The sequence below is a fragment of the Pseudoalteromonas sp. ECSMB14103 genome, from assembly GCF_000813065.1.
Classification (GTDB): Bacteria; Pseudomonadota; Gammaproteobacteria; order Enterobacterales; family Alteromonadaceae; genus Pseudoalteromonas; species Pseudoalteromonas marina.
Genome location: NZ_JWGY01000001.1, coordinates 89,861 through 108,663, shown reverse-complemented (window position 1 = coordinate 108,663; position 18,803 = coordinate 89,861). Strand labels below are relative to the sequence as shown.

Below are 18,803 nucleotides of genomic sequence, written 5' to 3'. Positions count from 1 at the left end.
ATCGGTTAGGCCTTTAAGCTGTTCCACCTACCGTTAGCTGATCAATTTTAAGGCTCGGTTGCCCTACGCCAACCGGAACACTCTGCCCATCTTTACCACACACGCCAACGCCTTTATCAAGTGCTAAGTCGTTACCTACCATTGAAATATGCTGCATGACTTCAGGGCCATTACCAATAAGCGTTGCGCCTTTGATTGGCTGCGTAATTTTACCATTTTCGATTAAGTAGGCTTCTGATGCACTAAATACAAATTTACCCGAGGTAATATCAACCTGCCCGCCACCAAAGTTAGGTGCAAACACGCCTTTTTTAACGCTACTGATAATATCGGCTTGGCTATGCTCGCCACCCAACATATAGGTATTTGTCATGCGTGGCATAGGTAAATGCGCATACGACTCACGACGTGCATTCCCGGTTGGGTTTACCCCCATTAAACGTGCGTTTAGCTTATCCTGCATGTAGCCTTTTAAAATGCCGTTTTCGATAAGCACGTTATATGCAGCAGGCGTGCCTTCATCATCTACGTTTAGAGAGCCGCGACGATCGGCCATGGTGCCATCGTCAACGACGGTACATAGCTCAGAAGCCACTTTTTGGCCTACTTTGCCACTAAACGCTGATGCGCCTTTACGGTTAAAGTCGCCTTCAAGGCCATGGCCTACCGCTTCATGTAAAAGTACACCTGGCCAACCATTTCCTAATACCACTTCCATAGTGCCAGCTGGCGCGTCAATAGCTTCTAGGTTGACTTTAGCTTGGCGTACAGCTTCTTGTGCAAACTCCATCCAACGTGGTTTACCGTTTACCAGCTCTTTAAAATAGCCGTAATCTAAACGTGCTCCACCGCCTGCGCCACCGCGCTCACGACGGCCATTTTTTTCAAGCAATACTGAGCAGTTTAAACGAATAAGCGGGCGAATATCGGTAGCAAATGTACCGTCACTGGCCGCAATTAATACTTCTTCGTATACTGCTGACATAGAGCTAATTACTTGCTCAGCGTCGGGAGCGAGTTCTCGAATGTAGTTTTCAAGCTCGCGTAATAAATTCACTTTATCGCTATCGCTCATACTTGAAATTGGTTGATGTGGTGCAAATTGCATTTTTGCTGATACATCACTAAATACTTTAATCGTTTTATCTTCACCTGCATCGGCAATACTGCGAGCTGCTGTAGCGGCTTTGTTGAGCGCTTCTAAGTTGATAGCATCCGAATATGAAAAACCCGTTTTCTCACCGCTTACGGCACGTACGCCAACGCCGCGCTCAACATTGTATGAGCCTTCTTTTACCAAGCCATCTTCCAGTACCCACGACTCGTGATGACTCGATTGAAAGTATAAATCGGCGTAATCTACTTTGTGCTGATGTATGTAAGCGAGCGTTTTTTCGAGCTCTTCTCTATTTAGTTGGCTGTCGTGTAATAAATGCTGTTCAACCGAATTCATAATAAATGCTCTCTAAATCGTTGATGAGACTGCACAGGCATATCTCGTCTAATTTTTTGTAACGGCTCTAAATCAGCGTTAGCGCTAATAAAACCTGTACCACAGGGTAAATTACTTAAAGTACTACCCCAGGGTGAAATAATAATACTGTGGCCATACGTTTGGCGGCCATTTTCATGTGTGCCGTATTGGGCTGCAGCAACCACATAACATTGGGTTTCTATCGCTCGCGCCGCTAATAATGGTTGCCAGTGTGCTTGACCAGTCACCATTGTAAATGCACTTGGCACTAAAATAACTTCAGCACCTTTACGTGCAAGCGCAGTAAATAAGGCACTAAAGCGCAGATCATAACACACTGTTAGACCTAGTTTACCAAAGGGAGATTCAACCACAACCACATCACTTCCTGCTTGGGTAAAATCAGATTCGCGGTAACTCCCTGTTTTATCATCAACGTTTACATCAAATAGATGTATTTTATTATACGTTGCGACGCACTCACCTTGATTATTATATAAATGTGAGGCGGCATAATATTTAGTATTATTGTATGGCTCTGGTATTGTGCCTGCGTTTAACCAAATATTATGGTGTTTACATAATTGGCTTATTTGACGTTTGTATTGCTCGATGTGTTTAGCTGTTAAGAGCGTATCGTGACCGCTTTTGCTAAACACTAAAAAGGCCTCAGGGAGACATACAAGCAATGGCCGTGTTGCGGGAAGTGTGTTTAATGCTTTTTTAAGTTCTGCAATATTGTCGTCAGCATTTAAACCAGAACACATTTGTAAAGCAAGTATATTGTGGTTATTAGGGGTCGCTAAATTAGTCATTAGTTGCGGTTACTTCAGCATCTTTAAGTTTTAAATCGACTGAAGCTTGGGGCTGGTTTTGCGCCGCTTGTGGTAATGTAACTTCACGGCTTTTTCTATCTAGCTCCTGAACAACAGGCTCACTCATGGTGCCAGTCACTTTAAAGTTAATTTCAGAAATTACGCGCGCAGAGTGTATTACTTTATCTAGTGCCAATGCTGCTAGCCCTGTTACAGGGTTTACCATCCACGCCACAATAACGGGAATACTTGAGGTGACCTGCGGTGCAACAGCAAGATCGTAGTTAATATCAAGCGTATTTAAATTTGCGTAGCCTTTAATGGTTAAATCAGCCGGAACGCCATCCATCTTAGTGTCTTTTGTATAAGCGATACCGTTCTCTAATTGCATAGAACCTTGCATGCTGTTGTAGAAAAACCCTTTTGAAAATACGTCTCTAAAATCAAGTTTTAGTTTTCGAACCAACGAATCTAAGCTCAACAACGAAAAAACCCGTGCGCCACCATCACTAATTTCTGTTAGGTGCCCTTCTCCTAAATCCCAATCAATTTCACCACTGAGGCTCGGGACATCAAATGAGTAAGGTGCGGCTTGCCAAGCAAGATTGTAATTTATAGTGGCCTTAGAGCCCTTAATAGCCGTGGTAATATCAAACTCATCAAACAACGCGCCTATATCATCACTTTTAACTTCACCGCTTAACTGTGTGGTGCCATCTTTCCATTGCCCTTTCGTGCGCAAAATATGATCGCCTTTATCAACAACCAACTCAGAAATAACCAAACGTTTACCGTCACCAAGTAACGACGCGCTTACTTTGTCTAACTGATAATTGGTAATTTTACAATCTGCACATTCAAACTCTATAGCCGGTAAGTTCGTCAGCCACGTTAAATCGGTGTCAGGGTCTGCTTTTGCAGCCTCAGTGATGGGCGCTTCAATTTGCTCTGCAAAATTCACCCGTAAATAATCAGCGTTAAATCGAATAGGCTGGCTGCGCTGCGAGGTAGGAATAAATACACCTGCGCGCAGTTCTTTGGCGTTTAATTTTAAATACACATTGCTTTGCTCAGGAGCTAGGCGCATTTCAAAGTCATTAAACACCATACTGCTAATATCGAGCATGCCAATATTTGCGACTATCTCATTAAGTGGTGGCATAATGCCTTGTGATTCAGGGTCATCCTCGTTTTGGGCCGCACTAATTATTTGATCAATAAGATCAACCCAAGGTACAAGTTCGGTTTGCTCTAGGTTTATTGAAACGCTTAAATCTTGTGAATTTAGCCCTAAATCTTGCTTACCGATAACAAAATGCGCATTACTAAATTGCGATTTTCCATTTTCTAATATTGCATTAAAATAAAACTGCTTATTTACCTGTGCAGTTATAAGGTTTGAAATGTCATCGCCTTGAACAACCGCATCAAGAACCCACGGTTGTGTCTCGGCTTTATTGTATGGTGTTGGCAATTTACTTGTTAACCCAACAAGGTCAGATTTAACCTGTGCACGATAATTAAACCCTTGCTCGGTAAAATTAAGCACAAGTCCAATATCAACTGCACTTTGCCCTTCTAGTGACCCTTTTAAAATACCTTGCCCGCTATCGATTAAGGTATTGGCATCAAGTTGTGCATTAATATCTATGTTTGCTTTGTAGTCACTCGCTTCACTTTGGCTGTTGTAATTAAGTGCCAGCGGCATCCCAAGCCATGTAGCAGTGGCATTTTTAAGTTCGATATTATCGTTTTTAAAGTTAAGCACGCCAGTTAAGTTATTTAACGCAATACCGGGTGTGGCAATAAATACAGGTAAATCATCTAGCTTAACAGTGCCGCTAACACTAGCACCACCTTCAAACTTTGAACCTACCAGTAACTCAATGCTGGCATCTGCTTCACCTTGGCCTTGTATTACCTCAAAAATATCAGCTAACGGGCTCGCAATGGGCGTGGATTTAAAAAAGGTGTACAGGTTTTCCATCGGTGCTTTTTTATCTATTTGCACCACCAGCTCATCGGCATTCATTAAATCATTAATGCTAACTTTAACGCTATTACCCACATCTAAATTAACCAAAGAGCCTTGTTGGCTGTAAATGTCCATGCGTTCATTAGCAAAATGTAGCTTTACCTTTGCATCTGTTACTGCTGGCCACTGCGGGTCGAACTGATAGGTGGCATTGTCAATTTGAGCAAGTACATCAAATTGCCCTGAGCCATCTTTAAATGGAAATCCTGATAACGGCCCTGCAAATAGAACCTGCGCTTTTGATATTTCACCGCCTTTTATAGCCCCGTTTAGGTAGCTAACTAATTCTGGGCTCATCGCTTTTAACGGAAAATAATGACCGGCAATACTGGCATCCTCTGCAAATGCCTCTGCGTATAAATCAAGACGCGGTGTATCACCAAAGCTCAGCTGCATTTCTGCGGCTAGCGTTACCTCATTGTTATCAAACCAAATATTATCACTGCTAATACGCCAGTTATTATTTTGCTTTGCGAGGTCTAATTCTATATTGAGCTGGTTATAATTAATGTTGTCACTAAAACTATCGCCAGTTAATAAAGTGCCGTTTTCGCCAAATAAGCTGATACGGCCTTTATCTTGATTTAATAAACCGCTTACGCGTAAACCTTGCGCAGCAGGCACTGAATTAAGCTCTTGCCAGCCTATGTTATTGGCGTTAAACCATACTTGCCACTGCTGGTTACTCTCGTAATTAACGTACGCCTGCTGTATTTGACCACTTGGTTTGCGTTTTAAAAACGCGTCGAGAGAGTCAAAATTTGTCAGCGCTGCCAAGTTAGCCAGTAGCGCTATATCTATTTGATTTAACCAAATTTGATTATTTTCACCAAGTTGAGCCTCAAACTCTAAGCTTGGCCATGTCGTATTATTGTTATTAAACGCTAAACCAGTGCTTTTTAAAAACCAATTACCTTGCTCGGGATAAAGATGAAAGCCACCTTCACTTAAACTAACTTGCTGGCTTTGCGCTTCTTTAAACCAAGTAACAGAACTAGGCAGCCACTGCATTTTTATATCGTCAATTAGGCCTTTTTCAATTTTTAACCACGCCTGTAAATTGATATCGCTAGTTAATTGTTGTTTTTCAGTATTTATATATTGCGCCAACCAATTAGACACATCCACCTTATTGGCTTGGACATACATATTGCCAGCAACTTCTTCTAAGCTTTCACCTTTGAGAGCAATGCGTGCATCAAAGGTGCCCACTGTGATGCCTGGTAAAGCTAATGTTCCGCTACCTAAATGTTGAGACTCTTCATTTTGCCAAATGATATTTTCAAGTAGGAGTTTTCGCTCTTTGTTATCGTCTAAAACAAAATTAATACTGGAGTTTTCTATTGCAAAATGACCGGTATTACCTAAAAACAGCCCTTCTATAAGCTCTTTTTGCTCAAACGAAACATCATCTTGGTTACCGCTTTCAAACAGGTCTGCCACGTTTACCGTGGTATGAAAGCCATTTATAACAAAGTAGTTAGACTTTAACTGCAGGGTTTTAATGCTTTCCCATAAATTAAGCTCTAAGCTGGTTTTTGCAATAGTGAGGGAAATTGGCGCAGTTTCGTTGTCTTTAAACGATAGATCTTCAAGCACAAGGGCTGGGCCATTTCCCTGCCAGCTTGCTGAAATAGCGCCAATAGACAAACTAATAGCAAACTTTTCGTCTAGGTAGGTTTCTATATCACCTTTGTAATCATTTGCGTAAGGGAGTGTGTACTTTAATATTGAAACAATAACGGCCAGTAATACTAAAATTATGGCGCAGGTTTGCCATAACTTTCTAAAACAAAAAAAACAGACCGCTTTTGCATTCATTACATCATTACCACATCAAACTGTTCTTGGCTGTATAAGCTTTCTGTTTGTATGTGTACTTGCTTACCTATAAATAGTTCAAGCTCCGCAAGATTGTGGTATTCATCATTAAGTAAGGCTTCACTTACTGCTGGGGCTGCATAAACCATAAATTTATCGGCTGCGTAGGCGCGGTTTACGCGAACAATTTCACGTAATATTTCGTAGCATACCGTTTCGACTGTTTTTTGTGAGCCACGCCCTGAACATGCCGGGCATACATCACATAAAATATGCTCTAAGCTTTCGCGGGTGCGTTTTCGGGTCATTTCAACTAGCCCAAGTGCCGACAAACCATTGATATTTGTTTTAGTGCGATCTTTAGCTAGCGCCGATTCTAACGAATGTAATACACGACTTTTATGCTCTTCGCTGACCATATCGATAAAGTCGATAATAATTATTCCACCTAAATTACGAAGTCTTAACTGGCGCGCAATGGCCGACGTTGCCTCGACATTAGTGTTAAAAATAGTCTCTTCTAAATTGCGATGGCCGACAAACGCACCGGTGTTTACGTCAACCGTAGTCATCGCTTCTGTTTGATCAATAATGATGTACCCGCCTGACTTTAACGTGACTTTGCGATGCAACGCTTTTTGCACTTCGTTTTCTACATCGAATAAATCGAATATAGGTCGCTCACCCGGGTAGTACTCTAGTACCTGTGAAAGTTGCGGCACAAATTCTTCGGTAAATATTTTTAGCTCTTGGTAGGTAAGCTTTGAGTCAACACGAATACGTTCCATGTCTTCACCTACGTAATCACGCAGTGTTCTAAAGGCAAGCGTTAGGTCTTCATGTAATATGGTTGCTTTACTGGTTTTTTTACGACGTGCGGTTATTTTTTCCCATAATTTTCTTAAAAAACCAGCATCGTGCCTTAACTCTGCTTCGCTTGCACCTTCAGCCGCGGTACGTACTATAAAACTGCCATTTTCATCGCCATATTCAGCAACAATTTTTTTAAGTCGAGATCGCTCTTCTTCAGTTTCTATCCGTTGGCTTACACCAACATGCGTTGCGTCTGGCATAAATACTAAGTAGCGAGATGGAATAGTGATGTCGGTAGTGAGTCTCGCGCCTTTCGTGCCTAATGGATCTTTAACCACTTGCACCATAATGTATTGACCTTGGCGCACTAACTCTCGTATATCTTGCACTTTTTTTATTGGTACATCGTCAACACCTTCAACAATGGAGGCACTGTTTACTATGTCTGATGCATGTAAAAATGCGGCTTTTTCTAAGCCAATATCAACAAAAGCGGCCTGCATTCCAGGTAAAACGCGGCTTATTTTTCCTAGATAGATATTGCCAACAATGCCTAGGTTACCAATTCGTTCTAACTGAATCTCTTGTAGCACACCGTTTTCGATTAGGGCAACACGACTTTCACTCGGTGTTACGTTGATCAGTAATTCTGTACTCATGCTACCCTCTTAAAAATGCGTGTAATAATTGTTCAGTCTCATATAAAGGTAAACCGACAACACTAAAATAGCTACCCGCAATATGTGTAACAAAGCGACCACCTAGCCCCTGAATACCATAACCACCGGCTTTATCTTGCGGCTCACCACTTTGCCAGTAGGCTTTAATCTCTTCATCGCTCAGTTTTTTAAATGTCACATCGGTACTGATAACTTGGCTAAGCACTTTATCTTCAGTCGCAAAAGCAATAGCGGTTAGTACCTGGTGAGTGTTTCCAGACAAGCGTTTAAGTGTATGCGTAAAATCGGCTTCATCGCGTGGTTTACACAACGATTCATTATCAATAACAACTACTGTGTCACTACCTAGTACTGGCCGGTCTGTGTAACCAAGCTTGACACCTGAGCAAGCTTTTAGCCTCGCTAAGCGCTCTACATAGGCATGAGGAAGTTCATTAGGGAGTTGGCTCTCGTCTGCATCAACACTAAATTGCGAAAATTCGATACCAAGTTGAGCCAATAGCTCTTTACGACGAGGAGAAGCTGATGCCAGATATACGGCAGTATTCATTATCTGATCCTAAAATGTCTGCGGTATTTACGAAGTAATAAAAACACCCAAAACCAACTAATCATGCCAGTAAATACCGGCCATAAGTATTGTGGGTTAAAGTAAACACCAAGCAAAAAATGGTTTAGCCAAAACTGCATTAAATGATACAGCGTTAAAAACAAACCAATTAACAAACTTTGCTGCCAAAGCGAGAAGTTACGAATTTTTTGAAAGTTACTTGCAGTAATAAATATACATACCGAAAATGTCAGCGAGTTAACACCTAAAGGTGAGCCTGACGCTAAATCAATGAGTAAACCGACCACCCAAGCAGTACCAATATTCAACCGATGTGGCACGGCCAATGACCAATACATAAGTACTAATAAGACCCAATCAGGTCTAAATGGTTCAAACGAAAATGGCAACGGCATTAGCGCCATAATTAAAGCAAAAAATATGCTCAGCGCAATTAACAATGAATAACGGTTAATCATCGTTTATTTGCTCCTGCTGACTGCGCCATAAAATTACAAGTAAGCGAATACGGTCAAGCAACGCAATAGGCTCTGCATATACTTGTGCAAATGGACGACCTTCATCTCGGTTAATCTCTGTAACAATGGCGACAGGGTACCCCTCAGGAAATGTGCCCCCAAGCCCTGAAGTCACTAATACATCACCAATACGCACATCTAAGCTGTGTGGAACATGCGAAAGCTTAACCACATTAATTTTACCAATGCCTTCAACTACGGTTCGTACGTCGTTTCTAAGTATGCGCACAGGTGTTGCGTGAGTTGTATCGGTCATCAATAATACGCGCGACGTAGTGGAACCTACTTTAGTAAGCTGCCCTACCACCCCCATTTCGTCTATTACCGCTTGTCCTTCGCTTATGCCGTCTGTAGTACCACGGTTAATAACAACTTGATGACTGTAGGGGTTTGAGTGAACCGATAATACTTGTGCAATAATTTTACGATTAGATTGTTTTGCTGACGAACCAAGTAATGCACGTAACTTTTGGTTTTCTCTGGCTAAAAATTGGTACTGTTGCAACTGCTCACTTTGTAGCATTTGCTTTTTTTTCAGTGCTTCGTTTTCAGTAAGGAGTTGGTCTCGCGTGTGTAAGCTTTTAGCACCAATGCTAAATAACTCATAAGGTAAGTTGGCAACATAAATAAGCGGGCTAACCAGTGTATTTAAACTGGTGCGCACAACGGTTCCACCTTCTGTGTACCTATCTCCAGCTATGAGTACGATACTCAAAAGCACTGCGACAAAAAGTCGCAGTTGCAAAGAGACAGTGCGCCCAAACATTAATTTCATTAGTCGTAACTAAAAACGTCACCACCGTGAACATCAATCATTTCTAATGCTTTACCGCCGCCACGTGCTACACACGTTAATGGGTCGTCAGCAACAACAACAGGAATGCCTGTTTCTTCCATTAATAAGCGATCTAAATCTTTTAATAGTGCACCACCGCCAGTCAGTACCATACCGTGCGCAGAAATATCTGATGCAAGCTCTGGTGGCGATTGCTCAAGGGCAACCATTACTGCACTTACAATACCCATTAGAGGCTCTTGAAGCGCTTCTAAGATTTCATGTGAGTTAAGCGTAAATGAACGTGGAACACCTTCAGCTAGGTTACGGCCACGTACTTCGATTTCAATTGGCTCATCTGTTTTAAACGCAGAACCAATTTGGTGCTTAATGTTTTCAGCGGTTGCTTCACCAATTAAACTACCAAAGTTACGGCGTACATAGTTAATAATAGCTTCGTCAAATTTATCGCCACCAATACGTACTGATGATGAGTAAACCACACCATTTAGTGAAATAATAGCAACTTCAGTTGTACCACCACCAATATCAACAACCATAGAGCCTGTTGCTTCTGATACCGGTAAACCCGCACCAATTGCCGCAGCCATTGGTTCTTCAATTAGGTAAACTTCTCGAGCGCCAGCGCCCATTGCAGATTCACGAATTGCGCGTTTTTCTACTTGCGTTGCACCACATGGTACACAAATAAGTACGCGCGGACTTGGGCGCATAAAGTTATTGTTATGCACTTGCTTGATGAAGTGTTGTAACATTTTTTCTGTTACATAAAAGTCAGCAATTACACCGTCTTTCATTGGGCGGATTGCTTTAATATTACCCGGCGTACGACCTAGCATCTGTTTTGCTTCGGTACCTACCGATGCAACACTTTTAGGGCCACCAGCACGCTCTTGACGGATAGCAACAACTGAAGGCTCGTTTAGAACAATACCTTCTTCTTTTACATAAATTAGGGTATTGGCTGTACCCAAGTCGATCGACAGATCGTTAGAAAAAATACCACGGAGTTTTTTAAACATGAGGCTGGATGACCTTTGAAATACGTTCTTATATTAGCTGCCTCACTTTAACATGCTCATTTTGATGAGCAATATAAAGTGCAGCGCCTTTGTGAATTTGTTAAAAAAGGAAGCAATGCTTCCTTATAAATTTATCTCTCGCGAACTAAGCGAAAACCAATGTAGTTTGATCTAAAATCAGGCGCTAAAATTAATCGTGTTGATACGCGTGCAAGGCTTGGTGCAAAGTTCCATGCCCCGCCTCTTACTGCCACATCCGATTCACCTGATTTTTTACCGGTCCATTCCCATACGTTACCTACCGTATCGTAAAGTCCAAACGCATTTGGAGAAAAAGACCCAACCGGTGCTGCGCGCTTGTTTGACCATTCACTACCACACCAACCACAGTTAGCTAGGTTTTTACCAATTTCGTTACCCCAAGGGTACTCAGTTTCTGTACCTGCACGAGCTGCATATTCCCACTCAACTTCGCTAGGTAAACGAAATTGCTGCCCTGTCTGGCCAGATAACCAGTCAGCATATGCTTTTGCATCGTTATAAGTTAAACATACAGCCGGAAAGTCACTGCCCTGTTCAAAGCCAGGATTGCGCCAGTTTAAAGCCGCTTCCCATACTGGCTCGCCATTTAAATAATATGCGCAGCCTTTATTTATTTCTGCTTCTGTTTTATACGCCGTATTAGCAACAAATTTTTCATAGTCGCCTACAGTCACTTCCTTGCTTTGCATAGCAAAAGAGTTAGCAATGGCTTTTTCAATAACGGGGCGCTCATTAGCTAATCCGTTACCATTGATATCACCCATTTTAAATTTGCCAGCAGGAATAACCACAACAGGTGTTTCTACATTTGCGTTTAAAACGTTAACATTTTCGCTTACTCTGCGTGTTTGTGTTTCTGGTTGCTCGCGAGTATAGGTCGGTGCAGCAATCGACTTAGGCTTTTTTACTAAGTTAGCATTAATTGTTTGCGCTTTATTTAGGTTTACACGTGCTTGGTAAGGCTTGTAACCTAATTTACGAATTTCAATTTCATGCACACCTTTTGGTAAACGCGTAATTAAACGAGTAGAACCAAAGCTTACACCGTTAATGAATACTTCATCATCGTATACATTAGAGCGAAGTGTTAACTCTACCGACTGATCTTTTTTTTGTTCAACAACCGTGTAATCAGACTTAGACTGAACTGGCTGCTTAACAGAATAATCGCGTACAGGCTTGTTGTTTAAACGCGATACCGAAACTGTATTGTTATTATCCGCGCTATTGCTGAATGTTAACTGACTATCTGAATAGGTAGTGCCATAAGTTGGCTGGTAAGCTGTATTTAGCGGTGAACCGTATTCTGAACAATAACGGTTATCTATACTTAATAGGTTACATAAACGGCTGCTATTCACTTCGCCGCGCATTGAAACGCTTAAGTTAACGTTGTAATTACCTTGGCCGCTAAACGCACTATTAACCACATGGCTACTTAAAATTTGTACTTGCGCCCCTGCTAAATTGCGTTTTGGTTCAACTATGCGCTCTTCGGTTAAGTTTGCAAAAATTTGATCTACAAAGCGTTTGGTTGCTTTTTGTAAACCCATTTGCTGACCACGTTGCTCACAGGCTGCAAGTGTTTCGGTGCGCTTACAGTTTATTGTATGGTTAACCTCAAGCGTACCTTCACGCGTAAACTCGTTACGCAAGCGCTCAACACGAGCTGTTGTTAACTGCTCTTTTAAACTTTCTAAGGTATTTAGTAAAGTGTGCTTAGCAACTCGTATTTGCTCAATATCTTTTCGGTGAGATGCAATTGCCGCCAACTGCATAGAGATATCATCTTTATTTTGCTTGTGATCAACTACCGCCTGTTGATAGCGAGATTGAGCACTTGTAATATTTATTGATGGATCATCAATTAAACGGCGATACATTTCGTTCATCGCGTCGAGCGCTTGGTTTTTTTCTTTATCTAGCTCAGTTGAACGAGAACGAAGTAGCTCTAATTGATTTTGTAACTGACTTTCTTCTTTTAAATGTTTATCAAGTATTCTTGTCGAGTTATCGTATTCTGTCTGTTTAACACTAATCTCTGACTCAATTCCAGTTACGGTAGCTGTGTCTTGTGCAAATGCACTACTTGCTAACAAACTAGCTGTAATTAACAGAGATAAAGGAGTAATTCGCATATATTCCAGTCCCAAAAAGCGGCAATTATTTGGTCGTTATTATTTTTTTATAATTAAAGTCTTATGCTATGTACTTGCAGCGCAAAACACAAGCTTTGTTCAATTATTATCTTAGTTTACAACTATTCGCCCGTTTCACGCTAGTAAATAACCTGATCATTTACTCTAAAGCCGAAAAATTGTGAAACAATGCTTAGATTCTCATTAAATTCATAAACTTACACTTAACAGTGAAACTATTTTATTTTAGGTTATTGATCACCGTTAAGTGTCACTTTGTATTAAAGCTAGCGTATTTGCGTTATTTAACCGTTAACCATTAAAAATAACGTTATCAAATAAACTAGCAAACTTATAAACACTTATTTTTTGTACTAACACTCAGACGTAAATACGCTTAAAGCGGGCGCAGTAATTATATTTTGTTTAGTGTTTTTTTTGGCTTCAACATATTCAATACGGCAATTATCTACTGCAGAATAACTGTTGGGATAAATAATAGCTTTTGCAACTTGTGGGTTGCTAGTAATATTAAATTCCCCAGTATTATCACTCGCAAACTTAGTATCTAAAAATGCTTTAAAAGCGGCCTCGGTTGCAGCAGGGTAGCCGTAAACAATATCAACCATGTTTTCTGAATCAAGCTCGATACTAGCATTAGCTTTATTATGCACATTTTTTATAATGGCTTTTCCATGCACAACGCTTATTTCAGCTTGAATTGATACTTGCAGTGTTTCAAGAATGGATGCGTGTGCCTCACCTTGAAGGTTTAAAAAGCGCGGGGCAAAATAAACAGCTAACGCACCAAAAGTGACAATAACAATTATTAGCTGCAGTAACGAAAAGCCAACCTGTTTTTTTATAAGTATTGTTTCTTGAAATTGCTTCTTCATAACTAAACTCCCTTTACAATTGGTTAACTTTAAAACATGTTTGCCAATCTAGCTACTCAAAATTTAATCAACGCACTGTTACACACAACAATCCGTCGTAATTTTGCATAGCCCCTTTTGTTTATAAGCTATAAAATTGGTCATGTATTTTATTAATCCTTTTAATTGAGAAAAAATGCCTGCATCTTTCAAAATAAATGAAACCACTATTACGCAAACAATTGATGATCCGTGGTTAAAAAGTAAAGGCATTGAGTTACTAGTAAAACGAGATGATTTGCTTCACCCTCTAATAAATGGGAATAAGTGGCGCAAACTAAAATATAATTTATTAAAAATGCAGTCGCAGAATAAAACTGAGCTACTTACTTTTGGTGGGGCGTTTTCAAACCACATACATGCATGCTCCGCAGCTGGAAAAATCTTTGGTTTAAAAACACATGGGATTATTCGCGGGCCTAACTTAGATCTAAGCAACCCAACAATTCAATTTGCACAGCAGTGTGGCATGCAGCTTCATGTTGTTAATCGCATTGAATATAAGTTACGAAACGATTCACAATACCTTGCTGAGCTTCAAGAGAAGTTTCCAGATGCGTATATTCTTGCCGAAGGCGGGACAAATACCTATGCAGTACCTGGTTGTGCAGAGCTTGCACAAAGTTTACCAGAACACGATTACCTAATTTGCCCCACAGGAAGCGGCGGAACATTAGCAGGGTTAATTGAGGGGAGTAATACAGCAACACAAATAATAGGAATTGCAGTTTTAAAGCAAGCGCAATATTTAATAGATGAAGTCCGGGAGCTAAGCTGCAAAGCACAGTCACAAACTAACTGGCAATTACTTTGCGACTTTCATGGAGGTGGTTACGGTAAATTTACCCCTGAGTTATGGGCGTTTTGCCAATATATGGATATTACACACAATTTACCATTAGAGCCTATTTATAGCGGTAAAATGATGTACGCAATATGGAACCTAATAGAGCAAGATTATTTCCCTTCTGGTAGTAAAATAATTGCGATTCATACCGGTGGCTTGCAGGGGCTAAAGGGTCTTAAATACAGAAAACTAATTTAGACATACTTCTTTTCGGTTAAGCCTCATTGCATAAGGCGTTAATTTACAAAGCTTAAATATTTTAATGAAAAACAGCCTGAGTTAGCTCTTGTAAAGGCTCCGAAAAATAAAAACCTTGTGCGCCAGCAACGCCCAATTTAGTTAACATAATGAGCTCTTTTTGAGTCTCAACGCCTACGGCATAAACAGGAAGGTTTAGCATTTTACCTGCATCAACAATCTCTTTAATACATTTTTGATTATGCGATTTTTCATTAACTAAGTGAACGAGTTCATAGCTTAGCTTTAGGCCTATTACCTCTTCACAGTGAATAAGCAAAGGAATGTTTTCACTCGTTTTTACATTATCAATAATAATATTAGATCTGTGTTTTTTTATTGTATTTAACGTAGTTGATAACGCATTTTTGTTGTTGCAAAAAAAAGACTCACTCATTTCAAACTGTAATTGACAGCTTAGATTAAGCTTATCCATTTGCATGGTTAACCAGCTCCAAAACTTATCGTTAAGCCAGTTTTTAGGATGCATATTAATACTTACGCTCAAAGGCGACTTCTCTGCCATTACAAGTGTTAGTATTTGCGACAATACCGCCTTATCTAGAATTAACGCGTCATCTTTACTCTCAACTTGGTTAATAAAATACTGAGCAGCTAGTAATCCATGCATGTCGTGTCTTACTCTAATTAACGCCTCATGCTGGATAATATCACCACTAATCAGATCGAAAACAGGCTGAAAAGACAGCATAAATTTATTTTTCTTAATATTGTTTATAACCTGCTCATTACAAAATAACACTTCTTGGCTTTTGCTCAGCGCCAACCGGTGACGGTGTAATAACATACTATTTTTTGAAAGCGTTAGGGCCGACTGCGCTATTTGCAAAACCTTTGATTGATCTGCTCCTAGACGAAAATTACACGCACCCAATTTAACATGCTTACGAGTCGTATTTTTTTGATGGCTTTGGCACACATTAAAAATTATTTTATGCAAACGCTCCGTGTACCGATCAAGCTCTGCAATAGGTACGTTGTAAAGCATAATAGTTAGCTTGTCTGGATTAATAAGTTTCACAGCTACTTTTTTGATCTCTGGAATACCTTTTAGAATAAAAACTTTAAAACTAGTTTCTAAGTCGGTATTTTTGTCAAACTTACACTCCCAACTGACCAAAACAAACAAACTATGATACTGTTCAGCGGCAGCATATAGTGAGGCTAACTCCTCACTTTCAACATTTTTAACCACATTTAAATTGGAAATACTACTAGTCAATTTTGTCGGCTTGTGATGACGACTTCGGTGTTTTAATTGTCTAAAGTTAGCAGCGCTTCCCCAACGGTATAATGAAATAGCGGCACCCACTATCACCAGGTTAAGTAAAATAAATAAGTAGCTTTCCATTATCCACACAGGTGAATGGTAAAGGCCTAAGTTCAATGTTTTATATGAAAACACCTCAAGCTGCGGCTTTATAATGTTTTTAAAGTGGAGGGAAGACGACTCAGGTGCAAGCATAAAGCCATTGCTTTGTGCTAAAACAGACAGTGTTTTTTGATTCAAAGGGGCATTTAATTGTAACTCATAAACTTGCTTTGTGAGCTGCTGGCCAGCGCTATGTACTTTTAAATGTAACGCATTGCTTAAAATGAGGTTAAAGCCAATAAGCGATACAACAAGCATGACCAAACAAATCGGCTTAAAATATCTTAATAACCAATACTGCCCCTTAGACATAACTCACCCACATGTAATATTAGTCACTAAAGTGTTGTTCAAAAAAGCCATAAGCACAAGGTAGCCAATTAACTTTAAATGTAAAACAGTACTTAAGCTAATTACCATTATTAGCAACACGAGAAAATTGGCTAACATTGATGGAGTGAAAGACATAAAAAAGCCGCTAAATAGCGGCTTTAGATGTTTTTTTCAACATTCTTTCTTTGGTTAAAACGGAATGTCGTCGTCAAAATCTATTGTTGGTTCCATTGGGTTTGATGCGCCGCCTTGTGGTGCATTTTGAGGCTTAGGTGCAAAACCACCTTGCTGCTGTGGTGCACTATTTTGCTGTGGAGCAAAACCACCGCCTTGTGGCTGATACTGGTTATTTTGCTGTGGTGCAGGCGCCGATTGAGGCTGTGCAGCAGGTGCAGCTTGCTGCTGTGGTGCATAACTACCTTGCTGGTTTTGATTATTTTGTGAATAGCCGCCTTGTTGGCTACCTTGATTACCTTGATAACCACTGTTTTGCTGGCCACCTTGATTGCCTTGGTAACCGCCACCACTTTGCTGGTCTCCACCGCGAGCACCTAGCATTTGCATTTGACCTGTAAAGCCATCAACAACGATTTCTGTGGTGTATTTTTCTTGGCCTTGTTGATCAGTCCATTTACGTGTTTGAAGTTTACCTTCTACGTATATTTGTGAACCTTTACGACAATATTCGCCCACAATTTCAGCCAGTTTCCCAAAAAATACAACACGGTGCCATTCAGTTTTATCAACCATTTGGCCAGTGTTTTTATCTTTATAGCTGTCTGAAGTTGCTAAGGTAATATTTGCTACACCGTTACCGTTAGGCATGTAACGAACTTCAGGATCTTGCCCTAAATTACCAACCAAAATTACTTTGTTCACACCGCGTGCCATGAAACCATCTCCTATAAACGTTAGATTAAACCAGCGACTTTTCGCGCTTGGTCTAGGTCAAATTCTTTATCATTAATCTTTAAGTAGCTACGGCTTTCGTCGCGTACTACAGTTGCTTCTATTACACCGGGTAAAGCAACTAACTGAGAAGCCAGTGTTTGGGCATGCTCCTCAGTACTTAATTTGGTCATTAAACTAATAACTTTACTTTTGGGTGGTACTTCCATTTTCCACGCAACAACAAGCCATATTAACCCAACAAGTGCCGCTGCCGCAAACACAGCTTGCGTACTTATTGTTTGTGCTACGTAACCACCTAAAATACCACCTAAAAAAGCCCCTAAAAACTGGCTAGACGAGTACCCGCCCATGGCTGACCCTTTTTGGCTAGCAGGCGCTAAGCGCGATACAAGCGCGGGCATTGTTGCTTCTAAAAAGTTAAACGCAACAAAATAAAGCAACATACATATTGCAATTCCTACCACACTATTAATCCATACTGACATGGCAAGCATGCTGACTGTTAACAGCGCTACAGAACTCATAAATGCTTGCTTTTCTTTTTCTTTTTTTATGGCCACAATCATAATGGGCACCATTAATAGAAATGCTAAAAGCAAGACTGGAATATACAAATACCAATGTTGTTCTGCCGCTAGGCCTTCTTTTATTAGCTGGCTGGGTAACACAACAAAAATGGTTGTTAATGTTAAATGCAGCAGTAATACACCGGCATTTAAGCGTGCTAACTGCGGGTGTTTAATCAGTTTTTTAATATCGCTAAAGCTTGCAAGCGTGTCGCCTTTGGGGGCTTTATTAACCGCTTTGGGCACTAAAAACGTAATAATAAAAATACCACATACCGCAAGTATTGCCGTTAGCCAAAAAACGCCAGCAACACCCCACGACGCGGCAACAATAGGCCCTAATAACATAGCAAAAGCAAAGCTCATGCCTATGCTCATACCTATAACCGCCATTACTTTGGGTCGCTGTTCGTCTCGGCTTAAGTCGCTGGCAAATGCAAGCAAAGCACTAGCAATAGCGCCCATGCCTTGTAATGCACGCCCCACAGTTACCATTTGGATAGATTCAGCTAATGCGGCTATGACTGAGCCAATAGCAAACACAACTAAGCCACCAATAATAACTTTTTTACGGCCTATTTTGTCTGACAAACGGCCCATAGGTATTTGCAACACAGCCTGCGTTAGGCCATACGCACCAATAGCAAAGCCAATCCAAATAGGTGAAAAACCGTCAAGCGACTGGCCATAAATCGCTAATACCGGCATCAGCATAAATAAGCCGAGCATTCTAAATGCAAACACACTCGCTAGCGATACCGCGGCGCGCTTTTCTCGTGAATTAAGTGAAGATGCAGTCATTATCAGCTAAATCTTACGATGTGAAAAAATTAGACAAGGATTCTACCACAAGCT

General features: G+C 40.6%; 14 protein-coding genes. 1 reads left to right on the top strand and 13 read right to left on the bottom strand.

The window, feature by feature from the left end; genetic code table 11:
- Positions 1-13: 13 nt before the first annotated feature.
- The 10 genes from tldD to RF53_RS00390 all read right to left on the bottom strand — a co-directional run bounded on the left by tldD (position 14) and on the right by RF53_RS00390 (position 13,621).
- Complete coding sequence (gene tldD / locus RF53_RS00435) at positions 14-1,453, bottom strand: metalloprotease TldD (protein ID WP_039036278.1); 1,440 nt, start codon at positions 1,451-1,453, stop codon at positions 14-16.
- A complete protein-coding gene (locus RF53_RS00430) occupies positions 1,450-2,289 on the bottom strand; it encodes a carbon-nitrogen hydrolase family protein (RefSeq protein ID WP_039036277.1) in 840 nt (279 codons plus the stop codon). The genes tldD and RF53_RS00430 overlap by 4 nt, the downstream gene beginning before the upstream one ends.
- Positions 2,282-6,145 carry a YhdP family protein gene (locus tag RF53_RS00425; RefSeq protein ID WP_039036276.1) on the bottom strand — a complete coding sequence of 1,288 codons (3,864 nt, stop codon included), beginning with the start codon at positions 6,143-6,145 and terminating at the stop codon, positions 2,282-2,284. The genes RF53_RS00430 and RF53_RS00425 overlap by 8 nt, the downstream gene beginning before the upstream one ends.
- Positions 6,145-7,617 (bottom strand): ribonuclease G, encoded by a 1,473-nt coding sequence (rng, locus tag RF53_RS00420; protein ID WP_006793125.1) that lies wholly within the window; start codon positions 7,615-7,617, stop codon positions 6,145-6,147. The genes RF53_RS00425 and rng overlap by 1 nt, the downstream gene beginning before the upstream one ends.
- A gap of 1 nt (position 7,618) precedes the next feature.
- Positions 7,619-8,188: a Maf family protein gene (locus tag RF53_RS00415; protein ID WP_039036275.1), complete on the bottom strand. Its 570-nt coding sequence runs from the start codon at positions 8,186-8,188 to the stop codon at positions 7,619-7,621.
- A complete protein-coding gene (gene mreD / locus RF53_RS00410; RefSeq protein WP_006793123.1) occupies positions 8,188-8,667 on the bottom strand; it encodes a rod shape-determining protein MreD in 480 nt (159 codons plus the stop codon). Before mreD ends, RF53_RS00415 begins: the two co-directional genes overlap by 1 nt.
- Positions 8,660-9,502: a rod shape-determining protein MreC gene (gene mreC, locus RF53_RS00405; RefSeq protein WP_006793122.1), complete on the bottom strand. Its 843-nt coding sequence runs from the start codon at positions 9,500-9,502 to the stop codon at positions 8,660-8,662. Before mreC ends, mreD begins: the two co-directional genes overlap by 8 nt.
- The gene (locus RF53_RS00400; protein WP_002958401.1) at positions 9,502-10,545 is read right to left on the bottom strand and encodes a rod shape-determining protein; all 1,044 of its coding nucleotides are present in this window, start codon (positions 10,543-10,545) and stop codon (positions 9,502-9,504) included. The genes mreC and RF53_RS00400 overlap by 1 nt, the downstream gene beginning before the upstream one ends.
- Positions 10,546-10,676: 131 nt before the next feature.
- Positions 10,677-12,725: a formylglycine-generating enzyme family protein gene (locus tag RF53_RS00395; RefSeq protein ID WP_039036274.1), complete on the bottom strand. Its 2,049-nt coding sequence runs from the start codon at positions 12,723-12,725 to the stop codon at positions 10,677-10,679.
- Positions 12,726-13,099: 374 nt separating this feature from the next.
- Positions 13,100-13,621 (bottom strand): type II secretion system protein, encoded by a 522-nt coding sequence (locus RF53_RS00390; RefSeq protein ID WP_039036273.1) that lies wholly within the window; start codon positions 13,619-13,621, stop codon positions 13,100-13,102.
- Positions 13,622-13,796: 175 nt separating this feature from the next.
- Here RF53_RS00390 and RF53_RS00385 point away from each other — a divergent pair, with 175 nt between their 5' ends.
- A complete protein-coding gene (locus RF53_RS00385; RefSeq protein WP_039036272.1) occupies positions 13,797-14,705 on the top strand; it encodes a 1-aminocyclopropane-1-carboxylate deaminase/D-cysteine desulfhydrase in 909 nt (302 codons plus the stop codon).
- A gap of 61 nt (positions 14,706-14,766) precedes the next feature.
- Here RF53_RS00385 and RF53_RS00380 read toward each other — a convergent pair whose 3' ends face one another.
- From RF53_RS00380 to RF53_RS00370, 3 genes are all read right to left on the bottom strand, one after another.
- The gene (locus RF53_RS00380; protein ID WP_235420586.1) at positions 14,767-16,449 is read right to left on the bottom strand and encodes an EAL domain-containing protein; all 1,683 of its coding nucleotides are present in this window, start codon (positions 16,447-16,449) and stop codon (positions 14,767-14,769) included.
- Between the two features lie 210 nt (positions 16,450-16,659).
- Positions 16,660-17,361: a single-stranded DNA-binding protein gene (gene ssb / locus RF53_RS00375; RefSeq protein ID WP_006793117.1), complete on the bottom strand. Its 702-nt coding sequence runs from the start codon at positions 17,359-17,361 to the stop codon at positions 16,660-16,662.
- Positions 17,362-17,381: 20 nt separating this feature from the next.
- Positions 17,382-18,749, bottom strand: a complete 1,368-nt coding sequence (locus tag RF53_RS00370; protein WP_039036270.1) for an MFS transporter — start codon at positions 18,747-18,749, stop codon at positions 17,382-17,384.
- Positions 18,750-18,803: the final 54 nt, after the last annotated feature.

Coding starts and splice junctions, on each gene's coding strand:
- tldD (WP_039036278.1), bottom strand. CDS start 1,453: ATGAATTCGGTTGAACAGCATTTATTACACGACAGCCAACTAAATAGA.
- RF53_RS00430 (WP_039036277.1), bottom strand. CDS start 2,289: ATGACTAATTTAGCGACCCCTAATAACCACAATATACTTGCTTTACAA.
- RF53_RS00425 (WP_039036276.1), bottom strand. CDS start 6,145: ATGAATGCAAAAGCGGTCTGTTTTTTTTGTTTTAGAAAGTTATGGCAA.
- rng (WP_006793125.1), bottom strand. CDS start 7,617: ATGAGTACAGAATTACTGATCAACGTAACACCGAGTGAAAGTCGTGTT.
- RF53_RS00415 (WP_039036275.1), bottom strand. CDS start 8,188: ATGAATACTGCCGTATATCTGGCATCAGCTTCTCCTCGTCGTAAAGAG.
- mreD (WP_006793123.1), bottom strand. CDS start 8,667: ATGATTAACCGTTATTCATTGTTAATTGCGCTGAGCATATTTTTTGCT.
- mreC (WP_006793122.1), bottom strand. CDS start 9,502: ATGAAATTAATGTTTGGGCGCACTGTCTCTTTGCAACTGCGACTTTTT.
- RF53_RS00400 (WP_002958401.1), bottom strand. CDS start 10,545: ATGTTTAAAAAACTCCGTGGTATTTTTTCTAACGATCTGTCGATCGAC.
- RF53_RS00395 (WP_039036274.1), bottom strand. CDS start 12,725: ATGCGAATTACTCCTTTATCTCTGTTAATTACAGCTAGTTTGTTAGCA.
- RF53_RS00390 (WP_039036273.1), bottom strand. CDS start 13,621: ATGAAGAAGCAATTTCAAGAAACAATACTTATAAAAAAACAGGTTGGC.
- RF53_RS00385 (WP_039036272.1), top strand. CDS start 13,797: ATGCCTGCATCTTTCAAAATAAATGAAACCACTATTACGCAAACAATT.
- RF53_RS00380 (WP_235420586.1), bottom strand. CDS start 16,449: ATGTCTAAGGGGCAGTATTGGTTATTAAGATATTTTAAGCCGATTTGT.
- ssb (WP_006793117.1), bottom strand. CDS start 17,361: ATGGCACGCGGTGTGAACAAAGTAATTTTGGTTGGTAATTTAGGGCAA.
- RF53_RS00370 (WP_039036270.1), bottom strand. CDS start 18,749: ATGACTGCATCTTCACTTAATTCACGAGAAAAGCGCGCCGCGGTATCG.